Raw genomic sequence first — 15105 nt, forward strand, 5'->3', positions numbered from 1 at the left:
GTCGGTGATTTTAATCTGGCCGTTATTTAAATAAGCTCCTTAAACAAGAGTGAAGGAATTAAACCTGATTGAACTGGCTAAATACTTTGGCTAACAGCGAGGCCTGTTGGTCCATGCCTGCATCAAGCAACACCTGCTCTACACACTCTAAGGTACAGAGTCCGCCCTCAATTTGATTACGGCGTTTTTGATAACTGGAGTGAAATTCACCCGATAACGAGAGTCGCTGCGCCTGCTGCAGATAGGGACTTTGGCGCATCATCTTACGGGCCTCCTGCCAAGTGGCATCCAGTATGATAAGTAAAATATCAGCAGTCGCAGATGAACAGTGAGCAGGCTTTGGCTCTGTATTTGGCTCTGGTTGTGCCGCTTGCTCATCACTGTTTTGAGGAAACAACAGCAATGCTTCGCCATCGAGACACGCCTGCTGTAGCTGGATTAACTCAGAGCAAGGCTCGACTCTGCGCCATATCACCTGCCTGCACAGTTCGGGCAGACACTCGTTAACCAATCGCCCCGTGTTACTTGGCCGGCTCAATTCGCGTTCATGAGTCAGTAGGACTATTTTCATGGCTCTAGGCTTAATGACTTAATGGCTTCATGGCTTTAGCTACAGCGAAAAAAGCTGAGTAGACGAACTTACTTATATTTTTTGACCTTCTTCAAGGCGATCTGCTGCTTAAGCTTCGACAGATGCTCGATAAATACCTTACCTTCGAGGTGATCCATCTCATGCTGCAACACTATGGCCAAAAAATCGTCTGTCTCTATAGTAAAAGGCTTGCCTTCTCGATCGAGTGCATTGACACTGACCTTGCTGTAACGAGCAACTTTTGCACGATAACCAGGAATAGAGAGGCAGCCCTCCTCCCCCAGATATTCTCCCGAACACTCAACGAACTCAGGGTTAATTAACACGAGAGGCTCGTCGCGATTCTCTGAAAGATCGATCACGATAATGGCATGCTCGCTGCCCACCTGGGTTGCCGCCAATCCGATACCATCTTCGGTTTGATACATGGTTTCGGTCAAATCATCAATAAAAGTTTGTACTGCCGCGATGTCACTGACCGGTTTTGCTTTACGCTTGAGTCGTTCATCCGGGATAGTAAGAATATTCAGTATGGCCATAATTCAATTAACTTAAGTAGGTTGCTTAATGAAAGTTGCTTATTAAAAGTGGCGTCATTATGACCTAAATGACTTCAATGGCAACACTCTTAACCCCAAGCACAGATTAATCTTCAGGCTGGCTGGGCAATGTTTAAACACTCTTAAAAGAGAGCCCATTCAGGCTGAAACACAATAACCACTACTCGGCTAACTCATTTTCATTCCAACTTTATTTTTTATGCCAGCACCACTTTTTATTCCTGCATCTGTGGTTTACCATCAAAATTACCTATTTGGTTATTCAAGGTTTATCGTGACGCAAAAGCCCGTTTTACCCATGGCGCGTATCTGGCATGTGGTCGCACTCATTCCCAAGGGAAAGGTGATCTCCTACGGTAAAATTGCCGATTTAGCCGGACTACCAGGCCGTGCAAGGTATGTTTCCCGAGCGCTGAAACTGGCTCCGGCCAATATGCCCCTTCCTTGGCACAGGGTGATCAACAGCCAGGGCAAAATTTCTTTCGCGAAAAATACGCCGGCTTTTATTGAACAACTCCAGTTATTGAGGAGTGAAGATATTCAAGTCAATCATGGCAGGGTCAAGCTTTGCGAGCATGAATGGCGACCCGACTTGGCAACTTTGGTATTTGAATTACCTTTTTAATATGATGGGAGACGCGCCTTGTATGTGATCAAATCTCAACTCATCCTCTCAGGCCTGCTGCTAACCAGTAGCTTGCCGGCCTATGCCGTTGTCGATCCACTCACTCCGCAATCGGCCGAATATCAGGTAAATTACGGCAGCATTGAACTGGGTCGGGCCCGTTATCAATTGCCCGCACCCGAGGGAAATATTTACCATTACCGCTTCGATAGTGACTTAAGCCTGCTGATGCTGACTGATAAACGTACCATCAAGAGTACTTTCAGCTTCGATGGCAAGAAACTCACTCCTATGCGCTATATTCAGCAGCGCACCGGCACAGGATCAGATTTTAGCGATCAGACAGCCTATGTGCTGGATCAGAAGCTGGTTCACAGCAGTTATAAAGATAAAAGAGACAAATTTCCATACACTGACGATCTTTATGACCCCCTGAGCGCCCAGCTGCAGTTTCGTCTGGACATCACAGCCGGGGCTAAGACCATGCACTACGATCTGCTAAAAAGCGGCAAAGTAGACGACTATGACTTCAAGGTATTAGGCCAAGAGCGCATCACCCTAGAGAGCGGTAGCTATGACACGGTAAAGATTGAGGTCGTGAGGGAAAGCACTAAGCGTCAGACCTTCTTCTGGATGGCACCTCAACTGGCTTATCTTCCAGTGCAACTGACCCATTATGAGAAAGGTAGCAAACAGCTGGACATCAAACTACTCAACTACCAGTTTGAACAAAACGCTATCGGACAAACCCGAATTAAAGGAAGCATTTCTGAACATCTTGATGCAGAAAATGGTGATACTGGAAATAGCGATACAGGAAAAGAGAATAAGACGCAGCAACCCACACTCGAGTCCAAAGTTACTTCGCCCGAAGGGACAACTGACGCTAAGGCTGAAACTAAACCAGAGACTGAACCAGAGCCTGGCTTTAAACCTTGAGCCGACTTTAACAAACAATTATAAACAGCCAACAAGCAAAAATTTGTGCAACAGATAAAAAAGGACGAGCCTGACCTCGTCCTTTTCTGTTATTTGGTGACACAAGATGCCCTGCGAGCCGCTAACCCACAACACGCCAACAGCGAAGCGCTACTATACCTAAAGCATTGCTCTAGCCAAAGAGCTACTCTAAAGTACTACCCGCAAGCACTACTTCCCCTTTACGAAACAGTTTCCATTCTCCCGGCGTGAGCACCTGCCACTGCTCATTATCGGTTAAGGGCCGGGTGGCAATCACTGTAACGATATCATTTGGGGTCGTCTCTTTATCAAAATCGATCACCACATCGGTATCGATTAATTTAGCCTTACCAAAGGGGGCTCTGCGAGTGATATGGCACAAGTTGTTGGAACAAAAGCTCATCAGATATTCGCCATCGCTGAGGATCATATTAAATACCCCAAGCGCGCGGATCTCATCGGCCAAGGTGGCGATATAGCTAAACACCTCATACAGATCGTCCGGTTTGCGTTCGCCGAAACGCTTAACAACTTTCTCTAAAATCCAGCAGAACGCCAGTTCACTATCTGTATCCCCCACAGCCTGAAAGCGTGAAACAGAAAATTTGCTTTCATAATCACTTAACTGGCCGTTATGAGCATAAGTCCAATAACGACCCCAAAGCTCCCTGGTAAAGGGATGGGTATTTTCTAGGGATACACAGCCCCGGTTCGCCTGACGAATATGGCTAACGACCACCTCACTCTTGATAGGATAGGATTTTATCAGCTTAGCCACATGGGACTCGCTGCTGGGACAGGCATCTTTAAATGTCCGGTTACCCTTACCCTCATAGAAGGTGATCCCCCAGCCATCCACATGGGGGCCAGTTACGCCGCCACGCTCAGCCAAGCCGGTAAAACTGAACACTATGTCCGTTGGCACGTTAGCACTCATGGCCAGCAGCTCACACATAAGTAAAGCAACCTCACAAAAATCTCGATTCTATCATTCTAACCAGTTGAGACAGAGAGTGGAATCGACACACAAATAAAAAATTTAAACAATTGTTTGAAAACTGCTTGTGCAAATTAAATCGAAGAGGTAGATTTTATAAGACACAGGTCTGACCACCGCCTATAATTGTGATAGGCGTCATGAAAAGTGGGTTCAGAGCCTTACCCATAGTTGCACTTACAAGGAGAAAACCGTGACTACCTTACTTTGGATTTTAGTGATGCTCTTCACACTAGGCGCCTTAGCCTATTTGAGAGTATCCCTGTTCACCTCAAGCATTATCACCGCCATAGTCATGGCTCTTGGTAGCGTCACTGCCGTCATTTCTCCGCTTGCCTGGATCCTCTTCCTTGCTATCGCACTGCCACTCAATATCAGTGGGATCAGAAAAACCCTGATCACCCGACCTCTGCTAAAGCTGTACCGTGGCCTGATGCCAGAGATGTCATCGACAGAGAAGGAAGCGATCGAAGCCGGTACCACCTGGTGGGAAGCCGATCTCTTTGCGGGTAAGCCGAATTGGAAAAAACTGCATAACTACCCACAAGCCCGACTCACAGCCGAGGAGCAAGCTTTTCTCGACGGCCCGGTTGAGCAAGTGTGTAAGATGCTCAATCAACATCAAGTCTCTCATCAGCTGGCCGATCTGCCGCCCGAGATCTGGCAATACCTGAAAGATCATGGTTTCTTCGCCATGATCATCAAAAAGAAATATGGTGGCCTTGAGTTTTCGGCCTACGCTCAGTCCCGCGTATTACAAAAACTGGCCGGACTCTCGAGTGAATTGGCTTCCACTGTTGGCGTCCCCAACTCCCTAGGCCCTGGCGAACTGTTACAGCACTATGGTACACAGGAACAGCAAGATTATTACCTGCCTCGTCTGGCCAAAGGCCTTGAAGTTCCCTGTTTCGCGCTGACAAGCCCAGAAGCGGGCAGCGATGCGGGCGCCATACCCGACTTCGGTATCGTGTGTAAGGGCCAGTGGCAAGGGGAAGAAACCCTTGGTATGAAACTGACATGGAACAAACGCTATATCACTCTCGCCCCTATCGCGACCGTCCTGGGTTTGGCCTTCAAGTTAAAAGATCCTGACAAACTGCTGGGAGATCAGGAGGAGCTTGGGATCACCTGCGCCCTAATCCCAACCGATCTTGCTGGCGTTGAAACAGGCCGTCGTCACTTCCCGCTAAACTGTATGTTCCAGAATGGTCCTACTCGCGGTAAGGAAGTGTTTGTCCCTCTGAGCTTTATCATTGGTGGCCCAGAAATGGCTGGCCAAGGCTGGCGTATGCTGGTCGAATGTTTATCCGTGGGCCGTGGCATCACGCTCCCTTCCAACTCGGCTGGCGGTGTTAAAATCGCCGCTATCGCAACCGGTGCCTATGCCCGTATCCGTCGCCAGTTTAAACTGCCTATCGGGAAATTAGAGGGCATTGAAGAGCCGATGGCACGCATCGGAGGTAATGCCTATCTGATGGATGCGGTGACCAGCCTGACCACCACAGGTATCGACATGGGCGAAAAGCCTTCGGTTATCTCAGCCATAGTGAAATACCACCTAACTGACAGAATGCAGAAATGTGTTATCGACGCCATGGATATTCATGGCGGTAAAGGGGTGTGTCTGGGTGAGAACAATTACCTTGGCCGAGGTTATCAAGCTGCGCCTATCGCCATTACGGTAGAAGGTGCTAACATCTTAACCCGCTCTATGATCATCTACGGACAGGGAGCCATCCGCTGTCATCCCTATGTGCTAGCAGAGATGGAGTCGGCATTCGATCCCGATCACCACAAGGGGCTCAATGATTTTGACTCGGCCCTCTTTGGACACATTGGCTTTAGTATCAGCAACTTCATCCGCAGTTTCTGGCTGGGACTGACATCGAGTCATTTCTCCAGCAGCCCCTATCAGGATAAGACTAAACGTTACTATCAGCAGATGAACCGCTTCAGCGCTAACCTGGCTTTATTATCGGATCTTGCCATGGCGACCCTGGGCGGCGAGCTAAAACGCAAAGAGCGTATCTCAGCCCGTCTTGGGGATCTGCTCAGTCAGCTTTATCTTGCTTCGGCTACCTTGAAACGCTATCAGGATGAGGGACGTCAGAGCGAAGATCTGCCGCTAGTTCAGTGGGCCGTTGAAGATGCCCTGTATAAATTACAGGACTCACTCGATGACCTACTCGATAACTTCCCTATGGGACTGGGTAAACCCCTGCGCTTAGTGCTCTTCCCCTTCGGTCGTCCGATTAAACGCCCGAGCGATCTGTTAGATCACAAGGTGGCTAAGATAATGCAGACGCCCTGTGCCAGCCGTGATCGCTTAGGTAAAGGCCAATACCTGACCCCAAGCCAGTTCAACCCTGTTGGCATTCAGGAGCAAACCTTTAAGGATATCCTCGCCTGTGAGCCGCTAGTCGATAAGATAAGCAGGGCATCGGGCAAGCGTCTACCCTTCATGTGGCTGGATAAACTGGCGGCAGAAGGTAAGGCTCTGGGGATCTTGAGTGAAGAGGAAATCGCCTTGCTGGAGCGAGCCGAAATTGGCCGGATGAAGTCCATTAATGTCGATGATTTCGATCCGCAAGAGCTTAAAGCCCAAGCGATAAAACCCGAGGCCCAGCATCAAGCCGCCTGAGAGTAATAAGCTGGTATGACTCAATAAAAAACCACCCTAGGGTGGTTTTTTATTAGCAGTTAACTTGTATTATTTGCATTAATTCAGGCTGGAGTGCTCTGCTTCTCGCCATCGTTAGTCTCCTCAATCGGAGCCTCTTTAATCGCCTCTTTGGGCAGCAGGCTGATAAGCTCAATCCCCACAGGTAGATCGCTCACAGAGCTGGTGATCAACTTTACCTTGCCCTCCTGCAGATAGATAAGCGGTAGCGCGCCTTCACCATAACGCTGCTTAAAATCCTCAAAGGTAAAATTCTTTGTCAGGCTGGTGCTCTTAATCATCCCACCTTTAGCCATAGTGCTGGCCAGGCGACCATAGGAAACTGACTCACCAAAAAGGCATAACCCCTTCTGATAAGCTTCGGATAACTGATGGCGGGCACTGTTGCCTTCGCTATGATTTAAACCAAAGACTTTGTGCCTGCCAAACAGCTCCTGATAATGGAAGGTGACCAAAGGATTAAGTTGCCTGTAGGGAGAGAGCACCAATAGCCGACCTATTCCATTCATATTAATGGCATTATCCGCATGCTCCGATGCCGGATTGCCAAAATAAACAGGAATGTTATCCATTCGAGCCAGACGAATGTTATCCCAGTTATTATCGGCCAGCAGGACTGGCACATTCTTACTCAGCAAGACTTTAGCCAAGGCCCTGGCAAAGTTGGAGGCACCGAAAATCAAAAATCCCTGAGATGCGCCCCCTTTTACTCCAAGGAAACGTGCCCAGGCACCCGCGGTCAAACTCTGGCTTACTACCGTACCTATGATGATTAAAAACACCAAAGGCACTATCTGCTCTGCCCCGTTGACGCCCTCTTTTTCCAGCTTGATAGCAAAGAGTGACGATACCGCAGCCGCAACTATTCCGCGAGGGGCAACCCAACTCAAAAACCACCTATCGGCTCTGGGCAGAGACGTGCCAAAGGCACACAACCAAACACTTAAAGGCCGGGCAATAAACATCACTATCAGCAATGTGGCGATACCGTGCCATCCAAGATTAAGCAGCGCCTGAGAATCGAGTCTGGCCGCCAGCAATATAAATAGACCCGAGATGAAGAGCACAGTCAATGTCTCCTTAAACTCGATAATATCGTCAATATCCACCCTGGGCATGTTCGCCAACCAGATCCCCATGACAGTCACAGTCAGCAGACCCGACTCCTCCTGCAACAAATTCGAGCCGACAAAACTGCCCAGCATGATAGTTAATACTGCGGTATTTTTAAGGTAATGGGGCACCAAAGCATGACGTATGATGAGCCCGATAAGATAACCAAACAGGGCTCCCAGGCCTATGCCTATCCCCAGCATTTTGACTAATGAGTGCAATACATGGCTAGCGGGCTCCGAGGCCACAGCGATATATTCAAACACTAATACCGCAAGCAGAGCGCCTATAGGATCGATGACGATCCCTTCCCAGCGCAAAATACTGGCGATCTGCACCTTAGGCCTGATACTGCGCAGCATAGGCACTATCACAGTCGGACCAGTAACCACCACTAAGGCGCCAAACAGCATAGCCAAAGGCCAATCAAACCCCATGGTAAAATGTGTCGCTACCCCGATAACGGCCCAGGTGACTAAGGTGCCTAAGGTGACTAAGTGCGTCACCATTCGGCCATGATCGCGAATTTCAGAAATGTTAAGTGTCAGGGCGCCCTCAAACAAGATCACAGCCACGCCCAAAGAGATCACAGGAAAGAGAAGGTCGCCAAAGATAGCATCGGGATCCATCACGCCAAAGACGGGCCCAACCAATAATCCGCATAACAGGAGAGGTAAAATGGCTGGCAGGCGAAGTCTCCAACCTAGCCATTGGCACACAATAGAGAGAACACCTAGGAGCCCTAACATAGCTGTGATCTGCTCGACCATATATTTATCCTCAAATATCAATAGCGAACCTTGCTCTACAGCATGCGCGACACCGTCCTAGTTGTCGATAGTGATACACAGATAATTCAGGAAATCATTTTGGGTAATTTTGGCATAACGAAAAAGCCCCGTCATTACTGACAAGGCTTTCATCTTATTTTGGCGGAGCGGACCTGCTTTTATAAAGAATGAACCCACGATCCTAGCGTGACAGGCCGATTTTTAATAAAGCGCCTAATCAACTCAACTACCGTTTCTTTAGCTATGCCGCAGAACACTTCATCAAGCTAATTAATCCCGCTGGTCGTCATAACGAAAAAAGCCCCATCATTGCTGACGAGGCTTTTATCTTGTGTTGGCGGAGCGGACGGGACTCGAACCCGCGACCCCCGGCGTGACAGGCCGGTATTCTAACCAACTGAACTACCGCTCCTAAACTTGCAATTACCTTGCTTAAACTCTTGCAAAATAATTTTAAAATTAGGTACTTGATTGGCGGAGCGGACGGGACTCGAACCCGCGACCCCCGGCGTGACAGGCCGGTATTCTAACCAACTGAACTACCGCTCCACATCAAGTTGCGATGGATAATACTGAGGCACTTCCCCCTCGTCAATCATTTTTTAAATCAAACGAACCAATCAGTTAAAAAACCATCAATTTGCTCTCACCACATTGCATCGCAACAACATAATGGCCTTGATGAAACGCTTGCTCAACTAGTCCCGTCTGGCTGATTGAGTGAAATCTTTGGGCATAATCAAATCAATCTCATCCAAACTGGCACTGACTTCCTGCATTCTTTTCTGGCCTAACTGACTGGCATTTTGCACCTTGGCACTTCTGCTTTGGATCCATTTTTGTCGCTTACGCCACAAAAAGAGTCCAAGTCCCCCCAATAACAAGAGCGCACCGTTGATGACCATGATTAACAGTAGAGCCTTGTCCTTTGCCTGCGCTTCATCTTGCGCCGCTTTCTTTGCCGCCAACTCAGCAAGCTGTTTCTTCGTCGGTGGCGGTGGTGGAGGCGGAGAAAGACTGAAGAACTGCTCTGGCAGTGTTAACACCACTTCTCGGCCAGACGTCGTCGTAGAAACCGCCGAGCCTTTGATGCGATAGCTGCCTAGTTCGCTGACATTAGGCAAATTTATCAAGGATTCGCCCGCGGACAACGCGCCTAGAGGAAGGGCTTGCTGGACACCGGCAGGCCCGAGCAATTCAAAATCAAAATGGGTGTCGGCCAAATTGAGTTCTGACTCATCCACCTTCAGTCTCAATTGCCAGACGCCCGACTGTGGATTGTCAGGCTCCAGCAATTCCACCTCAATCGGCAGAGGCTTAAGCTCAAAATCCAGATCGATTTCTCGGCTGAAAATCAGATTATCCGCAATCACCTGCAGTCGATAATGTCCCCAAGGCTGGTGAAGATTAATATCGGCGGTAAAAATGCCATCATCGGGACGCTCATCCAATCCCTGCCCGTTGTCTTTATAACTGCCGACATTAAAACTGCCTGCGGCAAAATTCTCTTCGTCTGCTCTGTGCTGGCTGATAAATTTAACCGACCAATCAATAAGATAATCAAGCCCAGGCATGCGGACTCTCTGCTCGTCTCCCATTAAACGTGCGGTAATTTTTAACCTTTCGCTCTGGTACAAAGGTTGCGGCAAAGGATCAAGGTCGATGGCGAGTTTAGAGACTTTACTAATCTTAGAACCCGGCACGATTTGGCCTAACAGCTGCCAAGGGCCAGGCATGGGTGATGAGATGGTGACCATATCACCGCTGAGGCCATCGACCCACTTAACACTCTCTGGGTGGCGAGACTGATACCACTTACTGCCATCGGGCAGCACTAGGATCACAGGGGCGCTGCCATATTCACGCTGAATAAACAGAGTAAGCTCATCGACCATATGATCGATACGAAAACGGTTTTTGAGTTCACTCGCCTGAGATAAAGGCACCACTTTCCCATAGGCAATCACGCTTGCCGACAACAAGGTCAGCAGCACGCCAGCCTGTAACAGCCAACACTTAACTAATCTCAATTTATCCTCGCCAGAGACATTGACCCGATTTTGCCACTAAATCTAATCTTTCTTCATGCTTAATTAGTTCATCGGCCGATGCGGCGATCACTTTAAGTTTTGCGCGATTTTGAGGTAAACGTTGTATACCGCCCCCCTCCTGACCCGGCTTATCGTTAGACAGTTCAAACTTGGTCTGACCGCCAGTCATGATGAGATAAACGTCGGCCAAGATCTCAGCATCGAGCAATGCCCCGTGCAGTTCACGGCGGGAGTTATCTATGCCATAGCGTTTACACAGGGCATCGAGGTTATTTTTTTGTCCTGGATGGAGAAACTTGGCGATCTCAAGAGAATCGAGCACCTGACAGATTTCATCTGTCTTAGGCCCTTTGGGATTGAGCAGCGAAAACTCATGATCCATAAAGCTGACGTCGAAGTTCGCGTTATGGGCCACTATCTCTGCGCCGTCGATAAACTCAATAAAATCCTTAGCGATTTGGGCAAATACCGGCTTATCGGCCACGGCTTCATTGGTGATACCGTGCACCGCGATCGCTTCTTCATCGATAAGCTGCATCGGATTGATATATTCATGAAAATGGCGGCCGGTCAGCTTCCTGTCAATCACCTCTACGCAGCCAATTTCTATGATGCGATGACCCATAAACACAGGGCCTGCACCTTGGTTCATCCCCGTGGTTTCGGTATCGAGAATAATTTGACGTCGCGCGTTGGAGATAATATTCATGTTTATCCACTTTTATCGAAAAATTTTGGGTATACTGCCGATTTTTACCGGCTATGGTAGCAACTTGATGAACGGACTGAAACAACTCTTGATATTTACAGATGGATCTTGCCTTGGCAATCCGGGTCCCGGCGGCTATGGCGTGGTGATGAAATATAAACACCATCTCAAGGAGCTCTCTGGCGGTTTCGCCCTGACCACAAATAACCGTATGGAGCTGCTTGCCCCTATCATAGCGCTGGAAGCCTTAAAAGAGCCCTGTAATATCATTCTCACCAGCGACAGCCAATATATGCGCCAAGGGATCACCCAATGGATCCATGGTTGGAAGCAGCGTAACTGGCAGACATCCAGCAAACAGCCAGTTAAAAATATCGACCTTTGGCAACGTTTGGACAAAGCGGTACAAGCGCATCATATCGACTGGCGCTGGGTAAAGGGTCACGCCGGTCACCTTGAGAACGAACGCTGCGATCAACTGGCCAGAGCGGCAGCCGAAGCGCATCCCACGGCTGAAGACACTGGCTACCTTGCCAGTCTAACGCAGTAAATCTAAAACGATAGCCTAGCCTGGTCAGCCTCTACCTGATGAAAAAAGCCTCACTTATTGATTTTTCGACCCAGTTGTCCAGCACGGCCAACGGTTGGGGCGGTGGACCATTTAGGTTTGGGCACCAACTGCTTATCGGCTATCGGCGTCAGCGGACTCTCCAGCTTGCGGGCCACCAGAAGATAAACTGAGCCACTGCCAGGCAGCCAGGCTTGCAGCGCATGTTGCCAGATACTCTCATTTTCGATGTCACAGAGCAGATGATGGTAGACAAGTCTTTCATCCCCTATCACCTGATAACCCAGTAACCCCAGCCAGTCTTTGACCCGAAACGGCATAAAAAACCGCCCGCACCAGGGAAGATGTTCCTGATATTTTGGCAGCAACTTACCTAAGAATGCCGGGCTTAAGGGGTTAAAGCCAATAATGAAAACATGCCCACCGGAAATCAGCACTCGGTCAATTTCCCGCAGTACCCGGTATGGGTCAGGCTCAAAATCGAGCAGCAAATTACAGACCACAGCGTCAATCACCCCATTTTGCAGTGGCAGAGCTCGGTAACTACCATTGAGTGACTGACCCCCTTGAGGGCTGATGGAAAACTCACGTCCCACCGGCAGATTAGGTTTATCCAGCGTGGCGCTCAGCGGCCCCATATTCAACAAATGATAGCCAAACACTTTCGGCCACCAAGGCGCGAGCTTCTCTTCTATCGCCTCCTGTAGCCATTGACCATTGGGCAGATCATCCCATTGACTGGGATGCCTGTTTGTTGCTTCACTGGCTCTGCTTTTACCGGCATGTTTTTTACCTAAGGTCACGCAGCCTCCAATCCTTAGTCTGCTTACTCTCTTATTAAATCCGTAAAGGGCTATACAAGCAATAGTGCAAATATTTAAACTAAGATGATTAATAAGATGAATGCATAAATTATTATGAAGCTATTGATCTATAGCGATTGCTCGATGGCAATTGATCGATAGCAATTGAACCGCCGCAGTCTTTGCACTTATATAGGTTCGAGTCATATTAACTAAGTAAACTCACTCACAGAATTTCAGGTCTTGATATTATGCTTAAGGTCACGCCCATACCCGCCTTTAATGATAACTATATTTGGCTAGTCAGCGACAACCAATCCCATCATTTTGTGGTCGATCCGGGTGATGCCGATGCCGTTATCGCACACCTGAAGCAGCAACAAATAGCGTTAACCGGCATCTTGATCACTCACCATCATTTCGATCATACCGGCGGGATCGAAAAGCTGCAGAAACACTTTAACCAGGCCTTGCTAGTCTATGGTCCGGATAATGAAAATATCACAGGCCTGACGCACCCCATAAGCAGTAAGATAAAACAGATTGAACTGCCCTTAACCCGAAAGCCTGTTGAGATCTTACACCTGCCCGGCCATACCCTGGGGCATATTGCCTACCAGATAGAGTCGCACCTCTTTTGTGGCGATACCCTGTTCAATGCCGGCTGTGGCCGACTCTTTGAAGGCACGCCGGAGCAGATGCTGGCCTCCCTTAATCGTATTGCCGCCCTCGATGATAATACCTTGCTCTATCCCGCCCATGAGTACACCTTAGCCAACCTAAAGTTTGCCCTGACTGTCGAGCCTGACAACCAAAACTTGCACAAATACCATCAGGATGCACTGCAATTAAGGGCGCAAAATAGGCCGACTCTGCCAACTATGCTTGGGCAACAAAAAGCGATTAACCCCTTTCTACGCAGCGATAGCCCCTCAATTTGGCAGCACACGGCCTCACATTTTCAACAACCTATCCAAGATGGGCAAACTTGTTTCACGCTTCTAAGGCAATGGAAAGACAACTTCTGATAAATCATTTACAATGCCGGGCTAATTTAGTCTCCATTCTCATCTGAGGTCGTGTAAGAGGGACACTATTAAAGGAAAATTAGATGCGTTTAACATCTTTTTTAATAGCTGGGGGACTTTCTCTGCTTGTCGGTTGTCAGTCTTTTAATGAACAGCCCCCAGTCGAAGCTCAACCCCTTGAGGTGCCTGTTAGCACACCTGTGATAATAGAACCCGTGCAAGTTGAGGTTGAAGCCCCAGTCGCCATCACGGACGTATGGCAGCGTATTCGACTCGGGCTCACCTTCCCCATACCCGACAAGAAACTGGTCAATCAATACCGTGACTGGTATATCAAGCACCCGAAACACCTTGCCCGCGTGTCCAAGCGTGCGCAGCCTTTTATGTACCTTATCGTCGACGAAATTGAGCAGCGTGGCTTACCCATGGAGCTGGCGCTGCTGCCAATAGTTGAAAGCTCTTTCGATCCTTTCGCCTATTCCCATGGCGCCGCCTCTGGTCTTTGGCAGTTTACCTCCCCAATGGCAAAACATTTTGGCCTGGAGATGAACTGGTGGTACGACGGCAGACGCGATGTGCCCGCCGCTACAACGGCCGCACTGGACATGATGGAGTACCTTCACGGGAAAACGAAGCAAAACTGGCTCTACGCGATCGCCGCCTATAACACAGGCGAAGGCCGAGTGTTAAATGCGGTCAAACGCAACCAAAACAGCGGCAAAGATACTGACTTCTGGTCACTGGATCTGCCCAGTGAAACCGAGCGTTACGTGCCACAACTATTGGCTCTGGCAGACGTGATACAACATGCCCAGGAGTATGGCATAGCGCTTTACCCCATTGAGAACCAGCCTGTGTTAAAAGTGGTCGATACTGGGAGTCAAATCGATCTTGCCCTCGCCGCCGAAATGGCTGGCATGACACTGACAGATCTACATGCCCTCAACCCAGGATTTAATCAGTGGGCAACATCTCCTCAAGGGCCCCATAAGCTGGTGTTGCCTTTAGATAAGGCCGAGCTGTTTGAGTCGGCGCTTGCCGAAAGTGATGAGCAAGACCGCCTAAAATGGCAACGTTATCAGATAAAACCCGGTGATAACCTGGGATTAATCGCCAAACGATTTCATACCACTGTCGGGGCGCTACAGGCGGTAAATGGTATCAGCAGCAATCAGATCATTGCCGGCAAATACCTGTTAATCCCAATTTCGGCCAAAGATCCATCCAAATACCTGCTTTCTGCCGATCAACGTCTGCTAAAACGCCAAAACAGCGGGCGTGGCAATAAAATGCATCACACAGTGAAATCCGGTGATTCTTTATGGATATTGGCAAAAACATACAAGGTTTCAGTCGCTAACTTAGCCAAGTGGAACAACATGGCGCCGAAAGACACGCTGCGCTTAGGCCAAAAACTCGTGATTTGGCAAAAAGGTAGCAGTAAAAGCATCACCCGCACCATTAACTACACAGTGAAAGCCGGTGACTCTTTAGCGAAAATTGCCAGTAAATTCAGTGTCACAGTTCAGCAGTTACTGCAATGGAACGACCTGTCTGAGAATAAATACCTGCAGCCGGGTCAGAAGCTCACCCTCTATGTGGATGTGACTAAATCCAGCGCATAAGGC

General features: G+C 48.8%; 13 protein-coding genes and 2 tRNA genes. 6 read left to right on the plus strand and 9 right to left on the minus strand.

What is annotated here, in order from left to right:
* Window positions 1-58: 58 nt before the first annotated feature.
* The gene (locus LZP69_RS06310; RefSeq protein ID WP_234199351.1) at window positions 59-571 is read right to left on the minus strand and encodes a DTW domain-containing protein; all 513 of its coding nucleotides are present in this window, start codon (window positions 569-571) and stop codon (window positions 59-61) included.
* Window positions 572-639: 68 nt separating this feature from the next.
* Entirely contained in the window at window positions 640-1131 is a 492-nt protein-coding gene (gene def, locus LZP69_RS06315) for a peptide deformylase (RefSeq protein ID WP_234199352.1), read from the minus strand.
* A 319-nt stretch (window positions 1132-1450) separates the two neighbouring features.
* Between def and LZP69_RS06320 the strand changes: the two genes are divergently transcribed.
* Both LZP69_RS06320 and LZP69_RS06325 read left to right on the plus strand, forming a co-directional pair.
* Window positions 1451-1777, plus strand: a complete 327-nt coding sequence (locus LZP69_RS06320; RefSeq protein WP_234199570.1) for an MGMT family protein — start codon at window positions 1451-1453, stop codon at window positions 1775-1777.
* Window positions 1778-1801: 24 nt separating this feature from the next.
* Window positions 1802-2716, plus strand: a complete 915-nt coding sequence (locus LZP69_RS06325; protein WP_326490250.1) for a DUF3108 domain-containing protein — start codon at window positions 1802-1804, stop codon at window positions 2714-2716.
* Window positions 2717-2900: 184 nt separating this feature from the next.
* On the opposite strand, the gene LZP69_RS06330 is transcribed toward LZP69_RS06325, so the two are convergent.
* Window positions 2901-3692: a class II glutamine amidotransferase gene (locus LZP69_RS06330; RefSeq protein ID WP_234199354.1), complete on the minus strand. Its 792-nt coding sequence runs from the start codon at window positions 3690-3692 to the stop codon at window positions 2901-2903.
* A gap of 235 nt (window positions 3693-3927) precedes the next feature.
* Here LZP69_RS06330 and fadE point away from each other — a divergent pair, with 235 nt between their 5' ends.
* On the plus strand, window positions 3928-6375 hold the full coding sequence (gene fadE / locus LZP69_RS06335) for an acyl-CoA dehydrogenase FadE (RefSeq protein ID WP_234199355.1): 2448 nt from the start codon (window positions 3928-3930) through the stop codon (window positions 6373-6375).
* A gap of 83 nt (window positions 6376-6458) precedes the next feature.
* On the opposite strand, the gene LZP69_RS06340 is transcribed toward fadE, so the two are convergent.
* From LZP69_RS06340 to dnaQ, 5 genes are all read right to left on the minus strand, one after another.
* The gene (locus tag LZP69_RS06340; protein ID WP_234199571.1) at window positions 6459-8297 is read right to left on the minus strand and encodes a cation:proton antiporter; all 1839 of its coding nucleotides are present in this window, start codon (window positions 8295-8297) and stop codon (window positions 6459-6461) included.
* Between the two features lie 356 nt (window positions 8298-8653).
* Window positions 8654-8730 (minus strand) — tRNA-Asp (locus tag LZP69_RS06345).
* A gap of 60 nt (window positions 8731-8790) precedes the next feature.
* Window positions 8791-8867, minus strand: a tRNA-Asp gene (locus LZP69_RS06350).
* A gap of 149 nt (window positions 8868-9016) precedes the next feature.
* Entirely contained in the window at window positions 9017-10348 is a 1332-nt protein-coding gene (locus LZP69_RS06355) for a TIGR03503 family protein (protein ID WP_234199356.1), read from the minus strand.
* Window position 10349: 1 nt separating this feature from the next.
* Entirely contained in the window at window positions 10350-11078 is a 729-nt protein-coding gene (dnaQ, locus tag LZP69_RS06360; protein WP_234199357.1) for a DNA polymerase III subunit epsilon, read from the minus strand.
* 67 nt (window positions 11079-11145) lie between these two features.
* On the opposite strand from dnaQ, the gene rnhA reads away from it, so the two are divergent.
* Complete coding sequence (gene rnhA / locus LZP69_RS06365) at window positions 11146-11628, plus strand: ribonuclease HI (RefSeq protein ID WP_234199572.1); 483 nt, start codon at window positions 11146-11148, stop codon at window positions 11626-11628.
* A gap of 50 nt (window positions 11629-11678) precedes the next feature.
* Here the strand turns inward: rnhA and LZP69_RS06370 are convergent, their stop codons facing one another.
* Complete coding sequence (locus LZP69_RS06370) at window positions 11679-12449, minus strand: class I SAM-dependent methyltransferase (RefSeq protein ID WP_234199358.1); 771 nt, start codon at window positions 12447-12449, stop codon at window positions 11679-11681.
* 251 nt (window positions 12450-12700) lie between these two features.
* Here LZP69_RS06370 and gloB point away from each other — a divergent pair, with 251 nt between their 5' ends.
* Both gloB and LZP69_RS06380 read left to right on the plus strand, forming a co-directional pair.
* Complete coding sequence (gene gloB, locus LZP69_RS06375; protein ID WP_234199359.1) at window positions 12701-13477, plus strand: hydroxyacylglutathione hydrolase; 777 nt, start codon at window positions 12701-12703, stop codon at window positions 13475-13477.
* A gap of 83 nt (window positions 13478-13560) precedes the next feature.
* On the plus strand, window positions 13561-15102 hold the full coding sequence (locus LZP69_RS06380; protein ID WP_234199360.1) for a lytic transglycosylase: 1542 nt from the start codon (window positions 13561-13563) through the stop codon (window positions 15100-15102).
* Window positions 15103-15105 lie beyond the last annotated feature (3 nt).

Origin of the sequence: Shewanella sp. AS1 (assembly GCF_021412565.1) — a bacterium.
Taxonomy (GTDB): domain Bacteria; phylum Pseudomonadota; class Gammaproteobacteria; order Enterobacterales; family Shewanellaceae; genus Shewanella.